Here is a 22,410-nt window from a genome sequence, read left to right as displayed (position 1 = left end):
CCTCCGAAACGTGCGCGCGCAAAAAAGGACCGGCGAGATCGGTTTCCGGACTCGACGCTCCAGAGATTTCGACCCCCCCCCCGATCCTCGAGCGGTGAGCTGCTGTATCGACTGCGCCGCTGCCACTTCAGTCCGTCCGGCGCCGCACTTCGCCCCTGCTGCGCGGATGTCCATCTGTCCACGTCTTCTCCTCTGGAGATCACACGCCTAGGAGGCCACGCGCGCCGGCCGGCGCATGCAGGCGCCTACACATGCAGCGTGCCCCTGTCGCTCGGATGGACCGTGCGCACTGGTCCTGGCCTCGCCGGGACCAGGAACCTCTGTTCCATAGGCTTCACCGGCAGGACGTGGACACGCGGACACGCGGTCATCGTCGAGCGCTCGCTGGTCGCGCCCAGTGCGCGGCACGGCTACACGGTCGCTCGCCCCGGTGCCCCGAGCTTTTCCGCGGCGACTCGCCGCGATCGCTGCTCACTGAAGCGGGCCATGGGCGCCGATCTCATCGTCGAACGCGACGGTACCCCTGCCATGGCTTGCGCCGGCGGCAGGTGGGCGCGCAAATGCTTCCGCATCGGGCAGCTCTTTCGGTCGTCGCCAAACGCGCGGCCGGCCCTCGGCACTCGACCGATGGACGGTCCATCCGAGCTTGCGCATGATCGAAGAGGCCTTCCTCACCAGCGCGTCGGTCTGGCGATCCAACGGATAGCCCACCACGCGCAGCAGCTCGACGAGTTGCACTTCCGGTGCCGTCGATCCCTTGATGCTGCCGAACGGAACGGCGTGCGTCGGATCGTGCAGGTAGCGCTTGATTGCTGCCTCGAGGCTGGTCTCGACCGTGCGGCGCTGCTGCTGCGGCTCGAACAGGTCGCGCTGCTCTTCCGCGGTCGGCCAATAGCGCTCGCCGGCCTCGATGTAGACGAGCGCCTCGGCAAGCATCTGCGGCAGGTTGGCGCGCACCCAGGGCAGGTCCACCGGCCGCGTGATGCGCACGGGCCAGAAGCGGCGGTTGCCGGTCGTGTCGCTCAAGTAGTGGTCCTCATTGGTCGTGCCGATGAAGACCACCTGCCGCGGGTAGTCGTGAGGCCTGCGGTCGTAGGTCGCGCGAAAGCGATCGGTCTGCGAGCTGATGAAGGCCTTCACCGCCGACACCTCCGCGCGGTTCAGCGAGTCCAGCTCCGGCCACTCGACCACCCATACGCCCTGCAGGTTCTGATAACAGTCGTTGCCGCGATCGAGCTGCAGGCCTGTGTCGCTGAAGTAGCCCTGGCTGAGCGCTCGCGCGAGCGATGACTTCCCCCAGCCCTGCGGCCCTTCGAAGATCACCATGTTGTCGAACTTGCAGCCCGGGCTGAGCGCGCGCTTGACCATCGCCATCAGCAGCCAGGTGCCCACGCGCGCCAGGTAACGCTGCAAGGGGTCGCGCGGATCGAACTCGTCTTCCTCGAGGCAAGCGCGTGCAAGCCAGCTCGCGAGCCGGCGCGTGCCGTCCCACCGTCCCCGGTGGGCGTCGATGAGCTTGCGCACCGGGTGGAAGGCGTTGCGCGCCGCGACCATGCGCGCGGCTTCCTCGAGCGTGCTGCGCGGCATCGGTGGCATGCCGTGCTCGTGCGCGAGCCACTCGCCGAGCCAGGTCTCGTCGGTCTCGCTCCACGGGCCGGCCTTCGATCCCCACGGTGCGTCGCGCAGCTTCTCGACGTTGTTCGTGAACTCGTTGAAGCCGATCAGCCCTCGCAGCGCCAAGATGCCTGGCACGCCTTGATCGGGCCGGCCGTCGCAGGCCAGGACCACGTTCTCGCGGCACGCCATGACCTTCTGGCCGCGCGTGATGAGAAGCTCGCGCCAGTCGCCCGCGTCGGCTGGCTGGGGCGGCCCCAGTGCGCCAGCGGCCGTAGGGGGCGGTGACGGTTCGGCGGTCACGGCCCGCCGCAGCAGCTCGGCGATGCGCTCGGCGGTCCAGCCTTCGGCCGCCGCGTCGGCCACGTCCCAGCCAGCCGCCACCGCGCCAGGTTCGGGTATCGGCACGAATGCGACCTTGCAGGCCAGCTCGCTTGCCAGCTTGGCCGCGATGCCGCGCATCGCCACCGTGCCGGGCTGTCGAGCGGCCGGCAGCAGCGGCTTCGACTGGGGCGCCAGGCCTGCGGCCCGCTCGGCCGCCGACAGCGACGTGCGATGCGCATCGCAGTCGGGCCAGAGCACGACGCTACGGCCCGCGATCCAGGACCAGTCGGCCTTGCCCCATGCCTTGCAGCCGCCTGGCCAGCTCACGACATCCCAGCAATCGCCGACGAGCCCGTGCGCAGCATCGGCGCACTTCTCGCCCTCGACGATGAGGACCGGCACGTCGGCCTCGCGCAGCGCGCCCGCCGGCAGGTACAGCGGCCGCGGCTCGGACCACTGCTTGTTGTGCCAGCGCATGGTGCTGCGATCGTCGCCTTCGTCGACGCACCAGGTCAGCGGGAGGATCACCTTGGCCCCACCGCTGCGTCGGTACCGGACGACGTAGCCATACAGCCGGGAGTCGTGCCGGTAGGCCCAGGACGCTTCGAGATCGGCCGGCGTGTAGTGCCAGTGCGCGAAGGTTGGTGCCGGCGCGCTCTCGGGCACCGGCGTGATCGGACGCCAGCCGCCACGTTGCGCACCGTCGGCGCCGCCGGTGACACGTGCCTCCACATCGCCCCCTCGCGGCGTCGCTGCAGGCGCCTGCAGGCCGAGCTGCTCGATCAACGCCCGCGCCGCTGCGGCCTGCGAGAGGCCATGGATCTCCGCGTACAGGCTCAACAGGTCGCCGCCGCGCTGATCGGTTGCGAAGTCGGCCCAGAGACCGGTGCGGAGGTTGATCGAGCAGCTTGTGCCCAGCTCGCCATCGAGCCCGCCACACACCCATTCGGCACCCTGCCGACGCCCGCCAGGCAGCCAGGCAGAGACGAGCTGCTCGGCGCGATCGAGCAGCGCGGCGGCGACGTCGGCGAAGTCGATCGGCGTGCGATCAGTCATCGGCGGGCTCACCTGAAGGTGCACGTACCCAGCCGTTCAGCACAGCGGCAAGCTCTCCAGCTTGATCGGGTGCGCACGGCGGCGGCGCCGGCACGTACAGGTTCGCCGGTCGGCACACGCCCGCGACGCGGGTCGTACCGACGACCTGCAGCTCGCCGCAGCGCTTCATCTCGTTCACGGTGCGCTGCGCCGCGGTGAGGCCGACGCAAGCACGCATGGCGAGCTGCCTGCAAGTGAAGCCCCAAGGCGACTGCCGCTGCAGCTCAGGAGCGGCGTCGGCTAGCGCCTTGCGGATCTCTCCGCGAGGGCGCACGTCAGAGGCCCGCTCGCGCGCGGCGCTTGCCGATCTCCATCGCAACCCGGTCGAACTTGTCCGGAATGACGAGCCACTGGCCCGTGGGACAGGTGATTGCTTCGGCCTCGACCAGCTCGGGCCGGTTGCGCCGAATGAACCAGCGCAGAGAGGTCTCGCTCGGGTAGAGCGTGGACCGGGCAGTGGCGTACTGCTCGGGCGTTTGCAGCGTAGCGAGGTCGGTCATCGATGATCTCCAGCGTTGACGGGTTGCCCTTCCTGCACCCCTATCAACACCGAATGTCACCGGCTCCTTCTCGCCTACAAAGCTGACCCGCAAACTTTCAAGACTTCGCGGGTTTGCCGCCGTGACTCGAATGGAACGCCGCGTCCAACGCCCTCAATCCATCGTCGAGCAGAGGCTTCTCTCGATCGTTGTTGTGCTGGGCCTTGATCTCCGCCAGCGTCAACAGGGACGAGTGGGAGCGAGCCAGCTCCTCGGCCGTAGTCGCACTGAACCCCAGTTCGGTGCCGATCTCTTGCCAGAGCGCTTTCGTGATTGGGCGTCCCGGATCAGCACGAATCCGCCTTACCGCGGCCAGCCAAGCACGCACCGCGTTCTCTTGTACTAATCGCTTGCGCGCGAGCTGCGTGCCCTTCGGCCAAGGCTGTCCAAAGGCTTCATCCCACGAGCCAACGCTCGCGTGCTTGACGCTTCGCCAGCGCGAGAGGAAGGCCAGAGCCAACCAAGCTGGGGGCTGTAGGTCGCACAGAAAGCACTCAGCCACCGCATCGAGGACAGCCACGCCGTCGCCCCGTTCGATTGCCTCGCGCATGCCAAGCACCCTCTGGGCACGATGCCACGCAAGCACTGGATTCGCGTGGTCAGCGGACGATGTGCCCGAGGCCGAGGCGTGTTGCATTGCCTCGACCTCAGTAGCTGTCCATGGGTTGAAGGCGCCTGGATGCGACCCGTAGCTCGGCGATGCCAATCGAGCGTCTTGCTGCTCGGCCAGCAGGTCCAGCGGCGACTTCTCCTTCACCTTAGGTCGCCCAACACCCGATTCACCAGCGCCGCCCGGTGCGTCGAAGCGAGGTGGCTGTACCGCTTCGTCATGCTCACCTGTCGATGCCCGAGCAGGTCGCCGATCTCTAGCAGCGTGGCGCCGTTCTGCGCCAGGTAGCTCGCGCACGAGTGCCGAAGATCGTGGAACCGGAAGTCCTTCACCTTGGCCACGGCGAGCGCGGCCTTCCACCGCGGTTCGAAGGCATAGGCGCAGTCCGGGCGCCGGCGTGATGGGAAGACCAGCTCGTCGCCCCGCCCCTGCAGCTCCACGAGCTGCTCGGCGGCCGCAGCGACGATCGGCAGCACCTTCGGATCACCGTTCTTCGAGCGGCCGACGTGCACGACGCGCTGAACCAGGTCCACGTCGCGCCAGCGCAAGCCGAGCAACTCGCCCTTGCGCGCTCCGGTCGTGAGGGCAAGCAGCACCAGCAGGTAAAGGCGCGGCCATGCCGAGGCTCGGCACGCGGCAAGCAGCCGCGTTCGCTCGTCGTCGCTCAGGAAGCGGGTCAGCTCGTTGTTTTCGGGCCGGCGCTCTATGCGGCGGCACGGGTTGTCGAAGGCCTTCGGCGCGATGCGCCGCTTGATCGCCCACGTGAACACGGCCGACAGCGACGCCGCATAGCGGTTGATCGTGGCAGGCGCGATCGGCTTCTTCTTCGCCTTGTGGATCGGTTTCCCGTCGGCGTCCAGGCCGGCAAAGTAGCGTGAAGCGTTCATAGCCAAGGCTTCGAGCGCCGCATGCACCTGGTCGTCGCAGACCTCATCGAGTCGCTCGTTGCCGAGCTGCGCGACCCACCAAGTGAGCCGCTGGAGTCGCGTGCAGTCACGGCCCGCGTAGTGCGCCATGTAGAGGTCCACGAGCTGGCGGATCGTCAAGGCCCCGTCCCTCATCGGGAGAGGCGGCAAGGCAGTGAGCGTGCTCATGCATCACCGCCCTGCATCAGCGCAGCAGCCCCATGCGCGTTGCGATCGTTAAGTGCAGGCGCCTGCACCGATGCGGCTCGAAGCGCAGCCTGGCCCACCGCGCACCACTCCAAACCGTCACCTCGAAACTGCACGCCACCGAGGGCCTTGGTCGCCGCATCCGCGAGCAAGCCCACTTCGGTGGCGACCGACATCACGCAGGCAGCAAGCACCGGCGCGCTGTCGTCACCGGCAATGCCACGTGACCCGAGGTCCTGCAGCGTATCGGCACACCATGCGAGGCGGCCGAGCATGTCGAGCAGGCCGGCTCGCAGCTCGTCGTCGAGCGGGCGGCGCTGCGCCATGAACACGACGCCGGCGCTCATTGCATACCCCACTCGCGCTCGAGCCGATCGATCAAGGCCTGTAGAGCCTGAGGATCGTTCTCCGCCATATCGTCGATGACATCGAGCACCCACGGCGCTAGGCAGTCGGGCACACGGGGCGGGCAGCTCGGGGTGGATTGGGTGGGTAGCGAGCTGGTTGCTGGCGCTGCGTCAACGGCCCAGCCACTGCCTCGCCGGCGGCTCGCAAACTTGAGGCGATGCACACGGCCGCCCACAACATCTCGACCACGCAAGCTGCGCGGAGCTGCTGAGCGGCTACCGATGCGCGGCTTCCGTGTGAACTCGGCGATGGAAGGCACCAAGTTCGGATCACCGGCGGACTGCTTCTCTCTGGCCATGATGGACCCCTTCAACGATCGTCCGCCTACTTCACCGGCGGACTAAGGTGAGGGTGCCCGGAAGGCCCGTCAACGCTGGAAAACTTGCCTGCTGACGAGGGCTAGCAGGTGAGGACCTGCTAGCCCTGGTCTCTTACTGGTGGGCCCTGAGTGACTCGAACACTCGACCTACGGATTAAGAGTCCGCTGCTCTACCAACTGAGCTAAGAGCCCGTGTTCTTTGCGCTGCGTTGCCGCAGGGCCGGTCCACGGTGTGGGTTGTGCAGGATTCGAACCTGCGACCAACGGATTAAAAGTCCGCTGCTCTACCGACTGAGCTAACAACCCGTCGAAGAGCCACGCATTATAGGCAGAGCCCGCGCGGCTCTCAAGACTGCGTTGCTCGACCGAGCAAGGCGCCGATCGCGGTGCCGGCCGCGACGAAGCCGAAGGTCGCGGTGACCGCGACGCTCGAGCCGTAACCGTGGCAGTTGAGGTCGCGCTCGAAGCCGCTGGCACAAGCCGCGTCGGCCGGTGCACGCACCGCCTCGCGGGAATGCACGCAGCGCACGTGCATGGCACCCTGACGCAGCCGGGCGTGATCGCGACGCAGGCGCTGGCGAAGCGCGGCGAGCAGCGGGTCGTGCGTCACGTCGGCGAGGTCGGATACCTCGACGCGCTCGGCCGCCGTCTTTCCGCCGGCCGCGCCGATGCAGATCACCGGCCGCGCCGCAGCATGCGCTGCGGCGACGACCCAGGCCTTGGCCCGCACGTGATCGCAGGCATCCACGATCACATCGACCGACTCGGGCAGCTGCGCCATCCAGTCGGCATCCTCGACGAAGGCCTCGACCGGATGCACGCGGCAGGCAGGGTGGATGTCGGCGATGCGCTCGCTCAAGGCCGACACCTTCGAGCGGCCGATGGTCGAGCCGAGCGCCTGCACCTGCCGGTTGATGTTCGATTCGGCGACGTGATCGAGATCGATCAACGTGAGCGCCGCAAGCCCGCTGCGTGCCAGCGCCTCGGCGGTCCACGAACCGACGCCGCCGACGCCGACGATCGCGACATGCGCCGCGCGCAGTTGCCGGTAATCGGCCTCGCCGTAGAGCCGGCGCAAGCCGCCGAAGCGGCGCTCGTCGTCAGGCACAAGCGCCGCCGCATCGACGCGGGCCGGCTCGGCGATCGCCGCGCTCACTTCAAGCTCGCGATGCGTTCGCGGCCCGCCTGCGCGGCTTCGCTCTTCGGGTAGGTCTTCAGCAGCTCGTCGAGCGTGCGGCGCGCAGCCTTCGCGTCCTTCAGCTCGAGTTGGCAGTTCGCGATCGACAACAGCGCCTCGGGCGCACGCGGGTGATCGGGCGCGCTGTTCACCAGCGCGCGGAAGGCAGGGATCGCTTCCTTGTAGTCGCGCTTGCCGTAGTGCGCATTGGCGAGCCAGTAGGTCGCGGCGGTCGAGTAGCCGCTGGTCGGATAGCGCTTCTGGAAGGCGGCGAAGGCGCCGACCGCACCGCCGAAATCGCCTTGCCGCAGCACGTTGACCGCTTCGCCGTAGAGCCGCGTCTCTTCGGGGTCGGCAAGGAACTCCTTGCCGTCGAGCGTGACCTTCTGCGGCTCGATCTTGCGCAGCCGGTCGTCGATGCCCTGTTGCACATCCTTCTGCTTGCGCTGCAACTCGCCGACGTCGCGCTGCAACTGCTCGTCGATGCCACGCTGTCGCGCGATATCGGCGCGCAGCTGCTCGATCGTGCCGTTCAGGTCCAGCAGGCTGCGGCGCAGCTGGTTGACCTGCTCGAGCAACTCCGCCTCGCGGGCTTTTGCGGCCTGGTCGGTCTGCTCGACCTTCGCGCGCAGGTCGAGGATGGCCTTGCGCGCCTCGTCGTCATCGAACAGGCCGGCGCGCGCCGGCCCCGCGACAACGGCCAACGCGACAGCCACCCCACCAAGCGCCCGCCGCAGGCCCGGCTTGGCCGTGCCGCCAGCAGCGCGCCGTCGAGGGGACATCTCGATGCCGCAACGGAAGTGGGTCATCATCGATCGCGCAGTTCGGCGCGGCGGTTCTTCGCCCACGCGGTTTCGTCGCCGCCCTGCACCGCCGGGCGTTCCTTGCCGAAGCTCACCGATTCGATCTGGCTGTCCTGGACGCCCAGCAGCGTCAGGGACTTCGCGACCGCCTCGGCGCGCTTCTGGCCGAGCGCGAGGTTGTACTCACGGCCACCGCGCTCGTCGGTGTGGCCCTCGATCACCACGCGCTTCTTGCGGTCGGCATTCAGGACCTTCGAGTAGGCATCGACGACCGGTCGGTACTCGTCACGGACGACGAAGCTGTCGAAGTCGAAGTACACGACCTTGGCAAGGCCCTCGGTGCCCGAGCGGCCCAGGTCCACGTTCGCGACCTGCGACTGGCTCGTGCCCGAGCCGGCGGCGCCGGACCCGTCGTTCGGCATCGCCGAGCGGCTCTCGACCGGCGGCTGGTCGAGCTTGACAGGCGAGCTGCACGCAGTAGCGAGCAGCAGCGTCGCGGTGGCGGCGAGGGTCGAGAACGAGCGCTTCGAAAGATTCATGCATTCCTCCAGTCGTGTCTTGGTGAAAGCCACGAGGCCGCCGACGGATTCGGCCTCGGGTGCAAGGAAACGGGTGATTCGGCGGCGGCTCAGCGGCCGAAGGGGCCCCAGACCGGTTCGCGCACGTCGGCCTGCGTCGAGACGAGGCGAGCCTTGATCTTGCCATCGAGCGTCGTGGTCTGAAGCACGTCGCGGCCGCCGTCGCGGGTCGCGTAGATGAGGAGGCGGCTGTTGGGCGCGAAGCTCGGGCTCTCGTCGTCGCGGCTGTCGGTCAGCGCGCGCACGCCGCCGCCGCCCAGCTCCATCAACTGCAGCTTGAACGCGCCGCCTTCGCGGCTGACGAAGGCCATGTAGCGGCCGTCGGGGCTGAGCGCCGGGCTGATGTTGTAGCTGCCGTTGAAGGTGACGCGCTCGGCATTGCCGCCGGCGGCGGGCATCCGGTAGATCTGCGGCGAGCCGCCGCGGTCGCTGACGAAATAGATCCTCGATCCGTCGGGCGACCAGGTCGCCTCGGTGTCGATCGCGCCGCTGTTCGTCAGCCGCTTCAGGCCTTCGCCGTCGCGGTTGATGACGAACAGCTGCGAGCCGCCGTCGCGGCTCAGCGTCATCGCGAGCCGGCTGCCGTCAGGCGACCAGGCCGGCGCGCTGTTGGTGCCGCGAAAGGCCGCGATCGTGCGGCGCTTGCCGCTCGCCACGTCCTGCACGTAGACGACCGCCTTGCGGCTCTCGAACGAGACGTAGGCCAGCTCGCGGCCGTCAGGGGACCACGCGGGCGAGATGATCGGCTCCGGGCTCGCCAGCGCCGACTGGCCGCCTTCGCCGTCGGCATCGGTGACCCACAAGGTATGGCGCGGCCCGGACTTCGTGACGTAGGCGATGCGCGTCGAGAACACGCCTTTCTCGCCGGTCAGCTTTTCGTAGATCGCGTCGGCGATGCGGTGGGCCGCGAGGCGCAGGTCGGCCGCCGGCACCGCGTAGCCCTGGCCGCCCAGGTCCTGGCCCTTGACCACGTCCCAGAGCCGGTAGCGCACGTCGTAGCGGCCGTCCGCCAGCCGCACCGCCGATCCGGCGACCAGCGCATCGGCGCCCTTGCCGCGCCACTCGCTCATGCCGGGCTGGGAGCTTTCGTCGAGTGCCGCGCCGCCGGCGTCGATCGAGCGGAACAGCCCGCTGCGTTCGAGGTCGGCCTTGACGATCGCACCGACCGGCTGCGGCGCACGCTCCTCGTCGCGGAAGCGCACGATCGCGATGGGCAGCTGCGTCGCGCCGACACCGGAGATCTCGACGCGGAACTGCGCCGATGCAAGGCCGGGCCAGAAGCCTGCGAAGCCGGTGGCGGCCGGCACGGCGCCGAGGCGGATCAGTTGTCTTCTTTGCATGAGCAGGTCGAAAGCTGACGCGTGGAGTGAGGGAAGCGGAGCGCCTCGAACAGCTGGACGGCGCGGCGGCTTCGATCGGCGCCGCCGGCCCTTCGGAGCGGCCCGCAACCAAAAGGTTCGCGCGGACCGGCGGGTCGGTGAAGGCGCGGCTCGAAGCATCCGCCGGCCGTGCCGCATCGATCGCGGACAATTCCGATCATAGAGGCGAGCCCCGAGCATCCATGCCCCACGCGCACTCGCTGACGATCGTGATCGTCGCGAAAGACGAAGACAAGAACATTGCCGAATGCGTCGCCAGCGCCTCGTTCGCCGACGAGGTGCTGGTGCTGGACTCCGGCAGCCGCGACCGCACCGTCGCCCTGGCCGAGGCCGCCGGCGCGACCGTGATGCGCACCGACTGGCCCGGCTACGGCCCGCAGGTCGCGCGCGGATTCCGCCTGGCCAAGAGCGAGTGGGTGCTGTCGCTCGACGCGGACGAGCGCATCTCGCCGGCGCTGCGCGAAGAGCTGCTGGGCGCGATCCGCACCGGCACCCACGACGGCTGGCGCATCCCGCGCCTTTCCGAGTTCTGCGGCCGCTTCATCCACCACGGCGGCTGGCGGCCCGATCACACACTACGCCTCGGCCGGCGCGAGCTGGCCGATTTCAGCGGCCACTTCCTGCATGCGCACATGACGGTCAACGGCCGCGTCGGCACGCTGCGCGAAAGCATCGTCCACTACAGCTACCCCGACCTGCACGACGTGCTCGAGAAGCTCGACCGCTACTCGAGCGGCCATGCGCGCGACATGCAGGCCGCCGGCAAGCGCGGTGGCCTGCGTCGCGCGTTGCTGCACGGGCTTGCCGCCTTCTTGCGCACCTACCTGCTGCGCCGCGGCTTCCTCGACGGCCGGCACGGCTTGATGCTCGCGATCTACAACGCCGAGTACAGCTACTACAAGTACCTGAAGCTCGGCTTCCTGCAGCGGCCGCCGATGCGCCCGAGCGTTCCCGAAGCCGCGGCCGCCGAAGTCCGCCGATGAACGAAACCGTACCGATGCCGACGCGCAGCGTGCGCGAGAGGCTGCGCGAACTCGCGCCCTACTTCCGGCCGACGCGCTGGGCCTTCGCGGCGGCGTTCGGCGGCGCCGCGATCAGCGCCGCCACCGAGACCGGCATCGCCGCGCTGATGAAGCCGCTGATCGACCGCGGCTTCGTGCCGGGCGGCTTTCCGCTGTGGGTGGTGCCGGCAGTGATCATCGGGCTCTTCCTCGTGCGCGGCCTCGCGGGCTTCGTCATCAACTACGCGCTGGCCTGGGCCTCGAACGACGCCACGCTGGCGATGCGCCGCGCGATGTTCGCCCGGCTGCTCGGCTCGCACCCGAGCGTGATGACGCAGCAGACCTCCAGCAGCCTGATCAACACCGTCGTCTACGAGCTCCAGACCGGCACGACGCTGCTGGTCGGCGCGACGCAGACGCTGCTGAAGGACAGCCTCACCGTCGTCGGCCTGCTCGGCTACATGCTGTGGATGAACTGGCAGCTCACGCTGTTGATCGCGCTGCTGTTCCCCACGGTGGCCTGGGTGATGCGCGTGTTCGGCAAGCGCATGCACGCGGTGACGGTGGCCGGACAGAAGGCCACCGATGCGCTGGCCTACGTCGTCGAGGAAAACGTGCTGGCCTGGCGCCTGGTGAGGCTGCACGATGCCGGCGACGCGCAGCTCGGCCGCTTCGAGCAGGCCAGCCGCAAGCTGCGCCAGCTGCTGATGAAGGCGACGGTCGCCGCTTCGTCGGTCACGCCGATCACGCAGCTCCTGTCGGCCTGTGCGCTCGCCACGGTGGTCGTGGTCGCGCTCTGGCAGAGCCGCAACGACGGCGGCACCGTGGGCAGCTTCTTCTCCTACGTGGCGGCGATGCTCGCGATGATCACGCCGCTCAAGCACCTGGCCGACGTCGCCGGGCCGGTCACGCGCGGCCTCGCGGCGGTCGAGCGCGGGCTGACGCTTGCGCACACCGCGCCGGTCGAGACCGGCGGCACGCACACCGCGCAGCGCGCTGCCGGACGCATCGAGCTGCGCGACGTCGGCGTCAGCTACCGAGCCGACCAGACGGCGCTCGCCGGCGTCGATCTCGTCGTGCAGCCGGGCGAGGCGCTGGCGCTGGTCGGCCCCTCGGGCGCCGGCAAGTCCACGCTGATCAACCTCCTTCCGCGCTTCTTCGACCCGACTTCCGGCCAGCTCGTGCTCGACGGCGTGCCGCTGCCCGAATGGGACCTCGCCTCGCTGCGTTCGCAGTTCGCGCTGGTGAGCCAGGACGTGGTGCTGTTCAACGACAGCGTCGCCGCCAACGTCGCCTTCGGCGAGGCGGAGGGCGGCGCGATCGATCGAGAGCGGGTGGTCGCCGCGCTGCAAGGCGCCAACCTGCTGGGCTTCGTCGAGTCGCTGCCGCAGGGCATGGACACGCCGGTCGGCCACAACGGCAGCCAGCTCTCCGGCGGGCAGCGCCAGCGTCTCGCGATCGCGCGCGCGATCTACAAGGACGCGCCGATCCTGCTGCTCGACGAGGCCACTTCGGCGCTCGACAGCGAAAGCGAGCGCCTCGTGCAGTCCGCGCTCGCGCGGCTGATGAGCGGGCGCACCTCGATCGTCATCGCGCACCGGCTGTCCACCGTCGAATCGGTCGATCGCATCGCGGTGCTCGACCACGGCCGCGTCGTCGAGCTCGGCACGCATGCCGAGCTGCTCGCGCGCGGCGGTTTGTTCAAGCGGCTGCACGCGCTGCAGTTCCACCAGTGAGGAGCGGGCCTTGCGCTACCGCGTCGTGATCCCGGTGCTGGACCAGCTGGCCTACACCCAGCGGTGCGTCGAAAGCCTGATCGCCGGCGGCACGCCGGCCGAGGCGCTGCTGGTGATCGACAACGCGAGCCGCGACGACACGCCGGCCTGGCTGGCCGCCCACCCGGAGCTGCCGAGCGTCGGCAACCGCGTCAACCTCGGTTGCGGGGGCGCGTGGACGCAGGGCGCCCTGCTCGCGACCGACGCCGACTGGGTCGTGCTGCTCAACAACGACATCGTCGCCTGCGATCGCGCGATGGAGAGCATGCTCGACGCCGCCGATCGGCACGGCCTGCAGGTGGTGAGCCCTTCGCTGGTGGAAGGCCCGCTCGACTACGACTTCGCGGCGCACGCGCAGGCCTTCGTCGCGGCGATGGCGGGGGCGCTGCGGCCGGGCTGGTTCCACGGCGTGTGCTTCGCGGTGCGGCGCGAAGTCTTCGAGCGCATCGGCTTTCCCGACACCGACCGCCAGCTCGGCGGCCGCGAGGACGTCGAGTTCCTGGTGCGCTGCCTGCGCCATCGCGTGCCCGTGGGCACCGTGGGCGATGCGCTGCTGCACCACTTCGGCTCGATCACGCAGAAGGCGATCAAGCAGGAGACCGGTGCCGACGACCTCGGCGACCGCGCCCACTTCTACGCGAAGTTGGGCATGGGCTGGCTCGCGCGCAAGCGCTTCAAGCGCGAGCGGCGCGAGAGCGCGCGGCGCTGGGTCGCCGAGGAGCGCCGCACGCGCGGGCACGCGATGCACGCGCTGCGCGAAGACGGCGCCTTCCGCGACGCGCTCTACCTTTGAGCTTCGGGCGCCGCGGCGCCGGCTCGCGCGCGCCGCAAGCCCGGCTTCACCGCCCGCGCGGCAATCGCGCGACAAGGAACATCGATTGCCAGCGTCCGGCGTTCCCATGACCGCCCGGTGCCCCGCACGCCGGGCCGGAGGCCCGCCCGATGAGCAAAAGCCTCGACCTCGGCTGCGGCGACCAGCCGCGCAACCCCTTCCATGCCGACGAGGTGTACGGCGTCGATGTGCGCGACGGGCTCGGCGGCCGCATCCGGCGCGCGGACCTGGTGGTCGATCCAATCCCCTTCGACGACGACCGCTTCGACTACCTCACCGCGCACGACTTCATCGAGCACCTGCCGCGCATCGTCTACGCGCCGGAGCGGCGCTACCCGTTCGTCGAGTTGATGAACGAGGTCTGGCGGGTGCTGAAGCCGGGCGGGCTTTTCTTCTCGTACACGCCGGCCTACCCGCACGTCGAGGCCTTCCGCGACCCGACGCACGTCAACATCATCACCTTCGAGACCTTCGTGCAGTACTTCGCCGAGCCGGCGCCCCACGGCGTGATCTACGGCTTCGAAGGTGCGTTCGAGATCGGCCTGAACGTGTGGCGCGGCAAGCACCTGGTGACGGTGCTGCGCAAGGTGGAATCGCCGCGCACCGGCCCGCGACCCGCGCCGCGCGGCTCGCGCGTCAGCATCGCGCTCGACGCGCGTGGTGACGCCGCGGCCGCCGCCGCGACGCTCGAGGACCTGCTCGCGCAGTCGCACCACGATCTGGAGATCGTCGCGCTGTGCCCGCCCGACGGCCTGGCGCTGCCGGCCGATGCGCGCGTGCGGCGTCTCGATCCGCCCCGGCACGCGGCCTCACTTCCGCAGGCACTGAACTTCGCGCTGCCCGCGCTCGGCGGCGAGTACTTCCTGCTCGCGCGCGCCGGCGAGCGCTGCCCGGCCGCCTGGCTGGCGCAGCATCTCGCGCCGATGCGCGAACGCCGCGCCGATGCGGTCGTACCGGGCCCTGGCGGCACGACCCTGGAGCTTGTGCGCGGCGACGAAGCCTGCAGGCGCCTCGCGGCGGAGCCCTTCGTCGCGGGCGGCCTGTTTCGCATGGATCTGGTCCGCGCGGTCGGTTTCGAGGAGTTCGCGAGCGACGCCCACCGCTATTCGCAGCGGCGCGCGCTGATCGCGTGCGCGCGCGTCGCGCTCGTCGCTGCGGCCGACGCGCCGCGGCCCCCCGAGCCGCGGCCGAGCAGCGTCGACGCGCCCTACACCGAGCTTCGGCTCATGCAGCTCTACCAGGAGCAGGGCCTGCCAGGCTCCAGCGTGCGTGCGCAGAAGTCGCGCGCGCTGGCCTCGCTGGCGGAACTGCAGCAGCCGGCCGCGGACGGCGCCGACGCGGCCGGCGTGCAACGCACGATCGACCGCTTCGTCGCGCGGCTGGCGCTGGTGCAGGTGTTCGATCCGCGCCCGCGGCCGACGCCGCGCGAACGCCTGCGCAAGCTCAAGCAGGCGCTGCGGCAGCGCGCCGAGCGCCTGCGCCTGGCCGTCGAGCACCGTTGAGCCGGCGCCGGCGCCGCCGCGCCGACAATGCCGCCGATGGACACACCGAGCGGCCCGAGTTGCCGTCAATGCGGCGCGGCGGAGCTCGACGACCTCGGCCCGATGCCCTCGGCCGACGTCTTCGCCGGCCAGCCGCTCGAGCCGCCCTGGCCCGGCGGGCGGCTCTACCGCTGCCGCGCTTGCGAACTCGGCCTGCGGCATCCGGTGGCCGAGGCCGCGGTCCATGAACGGCTCTATGCGACGGCCCCGGAAGGCGTGTGGACGGCGACCGAGTTGCGCGTCGACCAGCGCCTGGTGCTCGATCGGCTCGAAGCGTCGAGCGGGCAGCGGGTGCTCGACGTCGGCTGCTACGACGGCACCCTGCTGGCCGCGGCGAGCGATCGCTGGGAGAAGCACGGCATCGAAGCGTCGGCCGCCGCCGGCCGGCGCGCGCGCGAACGCGGCATCCGCATCGTCGCGCCGCGCATCCGCGACCTCGGCGGGCTCGGGGTGCGCTACGACGTGATCTGCGCGGTCGACGTGATCGAGCACCTGCACGACCCGCGCGCGTTCGTCGCGACGCTGGCGCAACAGCTCGCGCCGGGCGGCTCGCTGCTGATCTCGACCGGCGACTTCGAAACGCCGGCGTGGCGGCGAGCCGGTGGCGCGTGGTGGTACGGCAGCTTCCCGGAGCACCTGTCCTTCGTCTCGCCGGGCTGGGCGCGCATCGTGGCCGGGCAGCTCGCGCTCGAACTGGTCGAAGCGCAGCGCTTCGCCTATGCCACCCCGCACGACGCGCCGCTGCTCGCGCGGCGCCGCCGCCGGCTGCGCCGCAAGCTGCTCGAACGGCGCTTGAGCGCGCTGCTGCCGGCCGCGCTGCGGCCCGCGTCCTCGGCGAAGACCATCGGCGAGCCGGGCCTCGTCGTCGATCATGTGCTGCTCCACCTGCGCCGCGCGGCGCCCTCTTCCTGAGCCCACGATGAACGCTGCATCCGCTTCGATCCTGGCCGGCGGCGAGCCGGTCTACGACCTCGATCTGCTGCGCGCGCTGCGCGGCACCCGCATCGCCCGCGAGTTGCGGGTGCTCAGCGTGATCGGCGCGCACCGCTTCGACGAGCTGCCGCTGATCGACAAGCTGTTCCCGGCGCTCGAACGCATCGACCTGTTCGAGCCGCAGCCCGGACCGCTGGCCGCGCTCGAAGCGCTGGCGGCGCGCGACGCTCGCATCCGCGTCTTCCCGTTCGCCGTGTCCGACAGCGACGGCACGGCCACCTTCCATGTCGCGAGCAACCACGGCGAATCGAGCTCGCTGCTCGCGCTCGGCACGCACAAGTCGCTGTTTCCCGAAGTGACCATGCCCGACACGATCGAGGTGCGCACGCGCCGGCTCGATTCGGTGCTTGCCGAGCACCGGCTGGCGGCGCCCGACGCGCTGCTGGTCGACGTGCAGGGCGCCGAATACATGGTGCTGTCGGCGCTGCCGGGCGAGCTGCTCGCCAAGCTGCGGCTCATCTACACGGAAGTCAGCACCGAGGCGGTGTACGAAGGCGCGCGCCCGCTGGCCGACGTCGAGGCGCTGCTCGCGCCGCGCTTCGTCAATGCCGGCTTCGCGCCGATCAACGCGCGGGTGCCGGTGCACGGCAATGCGGTGTTCGTCGCGCGCGAGGACCTCGCCGCCTTGGTCGAACTGCCTTTGGCCGAACGGCTGCGCCGGGGCTTCCATCGCTGGAAGCGCCGGCGTCGCGCGCTGCGGCAGGCGCACGCGGCATGAGCACGGCCAAGCCGCCGCTCATCAGCATCGTCATGCCGACGATGAACAGCGCCGCGGTGCTCGCCGCGGCGCTCGAGTCGCTGGCGCGCCAAAGCTTTCGCGGCTTCGAGCTGCTGCTGTGCGACGGCGTCTCGCGCGACGCGACGCTGGCGATCGCCGAGGGTTTCTCCATGCGCCTGCCGGCGCTGTCGATCGAGTCGCGGCGCGACTCGGGCGTCTACGACGCGATCAACCACGGCGTGCGACGCGCCCGCGGCCGCTGGTTCCTCGTGCTCGGCAGCGACGACCGGCTGCACGCCGACGACACGCTCGCGCGCGCCGCCGAAGCGCTCGAGGCCGAGCGCGACGCGGCGGTCGTCTACGGCGACGTGCGGGCGATGGCCGACGGCCCGGTCGGTGCGCGCGGCAGCCGCTACACCGGCGCGCTGACGACCGCCGGGCTGCTCGGCCGCAACCTGTGCCAGCAGTCGGTCTTCTACCGCCGCGAGCTGTTCGACGAACTCGGCGGCTTCGACCTGCGCTTTCGCCTCTACGCCGACTGGGACTTCAACCTGCGCGCCGCACTTGCGCACCCGATGCGCTGGATCGACCTCGTCGTCGCCGACTACGCGGCCACCGGCATGAGCGCTGGCGCGGTGGACGAACGCTTCCTCGCCGAGATGCCCGAGCGCATCCGCCTCGAACTGCACCGCCGCGCCGCGCGCCCCGAAACCTGGCCGTTGCAACGCCGGCTGCTGAGTTGGGCCAATCACCACCGCAAGCGCGGCGAGTGGCGTGCGTGCCTGAGCTTCGTCGGAAGCTACCTCGGCCTGCTGCTGCAGCGCAGGCCGGCACCGGGGCGCGGCTCTTGAGCGCGCGGGCCGACGACTTCGCCCGCGTCAGCCTGCTGCTGCTGACCTACCAGCAGCGCGAGCTGCTCGACACCGCGGTGCAGGCGGCGTTCGCGCAGGACTGCCCGCCGATCGAGATCGTGCTGTCCGACGACGGCTCCAGCGACGGCAGCTTCGAGCGGCTCGAGGCGCTGGCGCGCGACTACCGCGGCCCGCACCGCGTGCGGCTGCGCCCCCGCGGCGCGAACCTCGGCATCGCCGGCCACTACAACGAGCTGCTGCGCTTCGCGAGCGGCGAGCTGCTGATCACGGCGGCGGGCGACGATATCTCGACGCCCGACCGCGTGCGCCGGCTGGTGGAGGCCTGGCAGGCGCACGGCGGCCGCCCGGACCTGATCGCCAGCCACCTGGTCGACATGGACGCGGCGGGCGTGCTGCACGGGCCGATCGAGGTCGACGACCTCGCGCGGTGGCGAGATGTCGGCGACTGGATGCGGCGCCGGCCGTACATCGTCGGCGCGGGCCATGCGTTCACGCGCCGGCTGATGGAGCGCTTCGGGCCGCTGGACGCGGGCATCGCCTACGAGGACCAGATCATGGTGTTCCGCGCGATCGCCGCGGGCGGGGCGATCACGGTCGAGGCGCCGCTCGTGCACTACCGGCGCGGCGGTACCTCGGTCAAGCCGGGCTTCGAGAGCGCCGAGGACCAGGGCCACTGGACCGAACGCCAGCTCGACCGCTTGCTTGCCGAAATGCGCCAGCTTGTCGCCGATGCCGAACGCGCGGGCCACGGCGACGCGATGCGCGCGCTGATGGCCCGGCCGATGCGGCGCGACCGCTACCTGCGCACGCTGCTCGCGCAGCCCGACTGGCCCGCGCGCTGGCAGGCCTATCGGGAAGCCGCACCGCTGGCCACCGGCTGGCGGCTGCGCAAGCTGCTGCACTCGGCGTTTCCGCAGGCCACGTTCCGGGTCAAGAGCGTGCTGCAGCTGTTCCACCGCCGCTACTGGCGCGCGCGGCACGAAGCCCGGCTGAAGGCGCAGCGCGACGCCGGCGGCGCCTGAGTTCAGCGTGCCGCGCGGAGGCGCTCGCGCGCTTCGGCGAGCACGCGCTGCGGGTCGAGCGCCTGCAGGCAGTCGGCGCGGCTGCCCGGGTGGTCCTCGCAGCCGGCGCGCCCGCACGGCACGCATGGCGCCGGGCCCTGCATCAGCGTCAGGCTTCCTCGGCGCTGCAGCAGCGCGACCGGCTGCCAGGGCTTGCCGGCGGGATGGCCCTGCGGCCACGGCCCCCAGACGGTCGGCGGCGTCGGTCCGTACAGCGCGATCGTCGGCGTTCCGCAGGCGACGGCCAGGTGGGTGATCGAGGTGTCGGGGCCGACGTAGAGCGCCGCGCCGCGCAGCAGCGTGCCGAGCTGGTCGAGATCGAGCTGGCCGGAGGCGTCGAGCAGTGCCGGCGTCGGCGCCAGGTCGCGCAGGGCCGCGACCACCGCCTGGTCGTTGGCGCCGCCGCTGCCGCTCAGCACCACCTGGTGGCCATCGGCCAGCAGCGCGCCGACCAACACGCGGAAGTGCTCGACCGGCCACTGCTTGTAGCGCCACATCGACGGCGCATGCACGACGAGGTAGCGCGCCCGCAGCCGCGAGCCGAGCGCCGCCGGCAGCTCGCGCGCGGCCGGCGGCTCGACGTGCAGGGCCGCGGCTTCGGCCTTCGCGCCGAGCCAGGGTTGCAGCAGTGCCAGCTTCTCGGTCACCGCATGCGCATGCGCGTCGGTGATCACCACGCCGTGCGCGAGGAAGGGTCGCTTCCACCAGTCGAAGCGGCGCGGGCCCATCAACAACCCGGCGCGCCGCCGCGCGGCCACGAGCCCGTACCAGAAGGCGCGGTCGCTGCGCTGCGTGATCAAGGCGAGGTCGTAGCGCCGCCACAGCCGGCGGATCAAGCCGAGCGAGGCCCACCACCCGCTGCCCGGCGGCACCTCGATGAGCTCGCCAATGCACCGGTTGCCGCGCAGCATGCCCAGCGTGCCGGCGAAGCCGAGCACGTCGATGCGCGCTTGCGGCCAGCGCGCCTGCGCGGCGGCGATCAAGGGCGTGGTGAGCAGCACGTCGCCGATCTGGCGGGTGCAGACGACGAGGACGGAGCGGAAGTCGTCGTCGCGGGTCATGCGGATCGATTCAGCTTCGGCACGGAAACAAGGTGTCCTCACTCTAGCTGTGGCGGCTCGGTCGGCACCTCGAGCGCTCAGCGCATCAGACCCCGCCGCACCGCGTAGCTCGCCGCATCGACGGCCAGCACCGCAAGCAGCATCGCGGCGACGATCGTCGCGGTCTTGCCCATGTGGAACAGGCCGAGGTGGAAGGCGAGCAGCTGCCCCAGCCCGCCGGCGCCGACGACGCCGAGCACCGCGGCCGCGCGGATGTTGTTCTCCCAGCGGTAGAGCGTGTAGCTCGCCATCTGCGGCAGCACCTGGGGCAAGGTGGCATAGAAGAACACCGCGACGCGGCCGGCGCCTTGCGTGCGCAGCGCGGCGGCCGGCCCGGGCGGCGCGTTCTCGATCGCTTCGGCGAACAGCCGGCCGAGCACGCCGGTGGTGTGCGCGGCCAGCGCCAGCGTGCCGGCGAAGGGGCCCAGGCCCGCGGCGATCAACAGCAAGGCCGCCCAGACCAGCTCCGGGATCGCGCGCAGCGCGTTGAGCACCCACCGCGTCGCGACGATGAGCGCCGTCGCGGGGCCGCGCCCTGCCCGGCTCGCCGCGTTGGCCGGCAAGGCGAGCACGGCGCCCGCGAGCGCCGCGAGCAGCGTGCCGACCAGCGACATCGCGAGCGTCTCCCAGGTCGCGATGGCGACCCTGCCCAGGAAGGCGGGCGAGGTGTCGGGCGGAAAGAACTCGCCGGCGAAGCGCGCCATGCCGCGCAGCGATTCGGCCGAGAAGAACGGCGCCCACTGCAAGTCGAGCGAGACGAAGCTCGCGACGACCAGCAGCAGCGCGCCCATCGCGAGCCAGCACAGCCGGCAGCGCGCGCTGAAGAGCGGCGGCGGCAGCCGGTAAGGCCGGTTCGCGGCGGCGGGCAGCGGCTTCATCGGCGGCTTAACCCAGGTCGGCGCGCAGCCGCGAACTCAGGCGGTCGGCCAGCGCCACCAGCGCGACGAACACCGCCAGCATCGTCAACACCTCGCCGCCGGCGAACATCTTCATCGAGCCGTCCAGCAGCTGCCCGAGCCCGCCGGCGCCGACGAAGCCGAGCACCACCGAGCTGCGGACCGCGCACTCCCAGCGGTAGACGGTGTAGCTGACCAGCTCGTTCGCGTTCTGCGGCAGCAGCGCGTAGCAGAAGGCCTGCATCCGGCTGCTGCCGTTGCGCAGCAGCGCCTGCGCAGCGTGCGCGTCGCCGCTTTCGAGGATCTCGGCGTAGACCTTGCCCAGCATGCCGCCGTAGGTCAGCGCGATCGCGAGCACGCCGGCCGTGGGCCCCAGCCCGACGACGCGCACGAAGACCAGCGCCCAGACCAGCTCCGGCACGCTGCGCAGCACCACCAGGCCCCAGCGCACCGCCTGCCGCAGCCAGAACGGCCCGAACGCCGTCCGGCCTGCAAGCGCCGAGATCGACAGCGCGCGCGTGGACAGCAGCGTGGCCGGCACGGCAATGAGCAGCGCGAGCGCAAGGCCGGCGGTCGCGATCGCGACGGTGCGCCAGGTCTCGAGCGCGACCAGCCGCAGGAATTCCGGCGCGTGCGCGGGCGGGAAAAAGCTCGCGACGAAGCGGCCCGTCGCATCGAGGCTGCGTGCGTCGACCAGCTGCCACGGCTTGAACTCGGTCGCCTGCAGCAGCGGCGCGAGCAGTGCGAGGCCCGCTGCGAACCAGAACACGCGGCCGAGCCAGGCCGGGTCGCGTGCAGCGTCGCGTCGCAGTCGCACGGTGCTCATCGCGGCACGGCGATCAGCGCCAGAAGTTGCTCGCGGCCTGCGGGCTGCGGTCCGCATCGGCCGCGATGCCGGCCTCGCTTCGGTTCTCGTCGCCGTAGAGGCTGGCCAGGTGCGTGGCGTTCACCGCGCCGGCCGGCAGGTCGAAGGCCACGCGGCCGTCGCGCAGGCCGACCAGGCGGGGAAAGTGCGCGCGTGCCAGTTCGACCTGGTGCAGCGTCGCGACCACCGTGACGCCCCGCTCGCGCGCGACCGCCAGGAGCACCTGCAGCGCCTGCAGCGAGCGCACCGGATCCAGCGCGGACAACGGCTCGTCGATCAGCCACAGCCGCGCCGGCGCGAGCAGCGCCCTCGCGAGCGCGACGCGCTGGCGCTCGCCGCCCGAGAGCCGATCGACGCGCTCGAAGAGCTTGTCGGCGAGGTCGAAGCGGTCGAGCGCGTCGTGCGCGGCCGGGATGTCGCTCGGGTAGACCAGCGATCGCAGGCTTGCCGCGAGGCTCATCGCCGGCAACCGCGCCGCGAGCACCGCGGTGACGACGCGCTGCCGCGGCGGCAGCGGCGGCAACTGCGGCGCGAGGAACAGCGTGCCGCGCAGGCGCTGCAGCTCGCGCCGGCTCGCGCGCCACGGCTCGCGGCCGTCGAGCTCCAGCGTCCCGGCCGAGGGCGGCAGCGCGAGCGCCATCGCTTGCATCAGCGTCGTCTTGCCGGCCCCCGAGGGGCCGATCACCGCGAGCCGTTCGCCGGCCGCGATGCTCAGTTCGATGTGCTGCAGGGCGGGCGCCGCGCCGGCACGGGCGGCCGGGTGGCGTGCGTCGAACGCACGCAGTCGCAAGGACATCG

General features: G+C 71.0%; 22 protein-coding genes and 2 tRNA genes. 8 read left to right on the top strand and 16 right to left on the bottom strand.

The features are described from left to right. Nucleotides 1–471: 471 nt before the first annotated feature. The 12 genes from VFR90_RS04980 to tolB form a co-directional block, all read right to left on the bottom strand. Entirely contained in the window at nt 472–2,994 is a 2,523-nt protein-coding gene (locus tag VFR90_RS04980; protein ID WP_326404961.1) for a VapE domain-containing protein, read from the bottom strand. Beyond that, nucleotides 2,987–3,172 (bottom strand): hypothetical protein, encoded by a 186-nt coding sequence (locus VFR90_RS04975; RefSeq protein WP_326404960.1) that lies wholly within the window; start codon nt 3,170–3,172, stop codon nt 2,987–2,989. The genes VFR90_RS04980 and VFR90_RS04975 overlap by 8 nt, the downstream gene beginning before the upstream one ends. 136 nt (nt 3,173–3,308) lie before the next feature. Next, nucleotides 3,309–3,533 carry a hypothetical protein gene (locus VFR90_RS04970; RefSeq protein WP_326404959.1) on the bottom strand — a complete coding sequence of 75 codons (225 nt, stop codon included), beginning with the start codon at nt 3,531–3,533 and terminating at the stop codon, nt 3,309–3,311. 97 nt (nt 3,534–3,630) lie between these two features. Next, a complete protein-coding gene (locus tag VFR90_RS04965; RefSeq protein WP_326404957.1) occupies nt 3,631–4,329 on the bottom strand; it encodes a hypothetical protein in 699 nt (232 codons plus the stop codon). Beyond that, on the bottom strand, nt 4,326–5,228 hold the full coding sequence (locus VFR90_RS04960) for a tyrosine-type recombinase/integrase (protein ID WP_326404956.1): 903 nt from the start codon (nt 5,226–5,228) through the stop codon (nt 4,326–4,328). Before VFR90_RS04960 ends, VFR90_RS04965 begins: the two co-directional genes overlap by 4 nt. Before the next feature lie 44 nt (nt 5,229–5,272). Beyond that, on the bottom strand, nt 5,273–5,641 hold the full coding sequence (locus VFR90_RS04955) for a hypothetical protein (protein ID WP_326404955.1): 369 nt from the start codon (nt 5,639–5,641) through the stop codon (nt 5,273–5,275). 496 nt (nt 5,642–6,137) lie between these two features. After that, a tRNA-Lys gene (locus VFR90_RS04950) sits at nt 6,138–6,213 on the bottom strand. Between the two features lie 41 nt (nt 6,214–6,254). Further along, nucleotides 6,255–6,327: transfer RNA gene (locus VFR90_RS04945), tRNA-Lys, on the bottom strand. Between the two features lie 40 nt (nt 6,328–6,367). Continuing rightward, nucleotides 6,368–7,177, bottom strand: coding sequence for a tRNA threonylcarbamoyladenosine dehydratase (locus tag VFR90_RS04940; RefSeq protein WP_326404954.1), 810 nt, complete (start codon nt 7,175–7,177; stop codon nt 6,368–6,370). Next, entirely contained in the window at nt 7,174–8,010 is an 837-nt protein-coding gene (ybgF, locus tag VFR90_RS04935) for a tol-pal system protein YbgF (protein WP_326404953.1), read from the bottom strand. Before ybgF ends, VFR90_RS04940 begins: the two co-directional genes overlap by 4 nt. Next, on the bottom strand, nt 8,007–8,540 hold the full coding sequence (pal, locus tag VFR90_RS04930; RefSeq protein WP_326404952.1) for a peptidoglycan-associated lipoprotein Pal: 534 nt from the start codon (nt 8,538–8,540) through the stop codon (nt 8,007–8,009). Before pal ends, ybgF begins: the two co-directional genes overlap by 4 nt. An 89-nt stretch (nt 8,541–8,629) precedes the next feature. Continuing rightward, entirely contained in the window at nt 8,630–9,919 is a 1,290-nt protein-coding gene (gene tolB / locus VFR90_RS04925) for a Tol-Pal system beta propeller repeat protein TolB (RefSeq protein ID WP_326404951.1), read from the bottom strand. Between the two features lie 221 nt (nt 9,920–10,140). Between tolB and VFR90_RS04920 the strand changes: the two genes are divergently transcribed. The 8 genes from VFR90_RS04920 (at nt 10,141) to VFR90_RS04885 (ending at nt 18,712) form a co-directional block, all read left to right on the top strand. Then, complete coding sequence (locus tag VFR90_RS04920) at nt 10,141–10,941, top strand: glycosyltransferase family 2 protein (protein WP_326404950.1); 801 nt, start codon at nt 10,141–10,143, stop codon at nt 10,939–10,941. Beyond that, nucleotides 10,938–12,695: a lipid A export permease/ATP-binding protein MsbA gene (gene msbA, locus VFR90_RS04915; RefSeq protein ID WP_326404949.1), complete on the top strand. Its 1,758-nt coding sequence runs from the start codon at nt 10,938–10,940 to the stop codon at nt 12,693–12,695. The genes VFR90_RS04920 and msbA overlap by 4 nt, the downstream gene beginning before the upstream one ends. 10 nt (nt 12,696–12,705) lie before the next feature. After that, a complete protein-coding gene (locus VFR90_RS04910; RefSeq protein WP_326404948.1) occupies nt 12,706–13,527 on the top strand; it encodes a glycosyltransferase family 2 protein in 822 nt (273 codons plus the stop codon). 149 nt (nt 13,528–13,676) lie between these two features. Beyond that, nucleotides 13,677–15,068, top strand: coding sequence for a methyltransferase domain-containing protein (locus VFR90_RS04905; RefSeq protein ID WP_326404947.1), 1,392 nt, complete (start codon nt 13,677–13,679; stop codon nt 15,066–15,068). A 36-nt stretch (nt 15,069–15,104) separates the two neighbouring features. After that, nucleotides 15,105–16,019, top strand: coding sequence for a class I SAM-dependent methyltransferase (locus VFR90_RS04900; protein ID WP_326404946.1), 915 nt, complete (start codon nt 15,105–15,107; stop codon nt 16,017–16,019). Between the two features lie 7 nt (nt 16,020–16,026). After that, nucleotides 16,027–16,818, top strand: a complete 792-nt coding sequence (locus VFR90_RS04895) for an FkbM family methyltransferase (RefSeq protein ID WP_326404945.1) — start codon at nt 16,027–16,029, stop codon at nt 16,816–16,818. Then, on the top strand, nt 16,815–17,669 hold the full coding sequence (locus VFR90_RS04890) for a glycosyltransferase family 2 protein (protein WP_326404944.1): 855 nt from the start codon (nt 16,815–16,817) through the stop codon (nt 17,667–17,669). Before VFR90_RS04895 ends, VFR90_RS04890 begins: the two co-directional genes overlap by 4 nt. Continuing rightward, entirely contained in the window at nt 17,666–18,712 is a 1,047-nt protein-coding gene (locus VFR90_RS04885; RefSeq protein ID WP_326404943.1) for a glycosyltransferase family 2 protein, read from the top strand. The genes VFR90_RS04890 and VFR90_RS04885 overlap by 4 nt, the downstream gene beginning before the upstream one ends. A 2-nt stretch (nt 18,713–18,714) precedes the next feature. Here the strand turns inward: VFR90_RS04885 and VFR90_RS04880 are convergent, their stop codons facing one another. The 4 genes from VFR90_RS04880 to VFR90_RS04865 all read right to left on the bottom strand — a co-directional run bounded on the left by VFR90_RS04880 (nt 18,715) and on the right by VFR90_RS04865 (nt 22,408). Then, nucleotides 18,715–19,812: a glycosyltransferase family 9 protein gene (locus VFR90_RS04880; RefSeq protein WP_326404942.1), complete on the bottom strand. Its 1,098-nt coding sequence runs from the start codon at nt 19,810–19,812 to the stop codon at nt 18,715–18,717. A gap of 77 nt (nt 19,813–19,889) precedes the next feature. Beyond that, entirely contained in the window at nt 19,890–20,729 is an 840-nt protein-coding gene (gene phnE / locus VFR90_RS04875; protein ID WP_326404941.1) for a phosphonate ABC transporter, permease protein PhnE, read from the bottom strand. A 7-nt stretch (nt 20,730–20,736) separates the two neighbouring features. After that, on the bottom strand, nt 20,737–21,573 hold the full coding sequence (locus VFR90_RS04870; protein ID WP_326404940.1) for a PhnE/PtxC family ABC transporter permease: 837 nt from the start codon (nt 21,571–21,573) through the stop codon (nt 20,737–20,739). A 13-nt stretch (nt 21,574–21,586) separates the two neighbouring features. Next, nucleotides 21,587–22,408: a phosphonate ABC transporter ATP-binding protein gene (locus VFR90_RS04865; RefSeq protein ID WP_326404939.1), complete on the bottom strand. Its 822-nt coding sequence runs from the start codon at nt 22,406–22,408 to the stop codon at nt 21,587–21,589. Nucleotides 22,409–22,410 lie beyond the last annotated feature (2 nt).

Source organism: Methylibium sp., from assembly GCF_035762065.1.
Taxonomy (GTDB): domain Bacteria; phylum Pseudomonadota; class Gammaproteobacteria; order Burkholderiales; family Burkholderiaceae_C; genus Methylibium.
The sequence above is the reverse complement of the archived record's forward strand: the minus strand, read 5'-3'. Positions and strand labels throughout refer to the sequence as shown.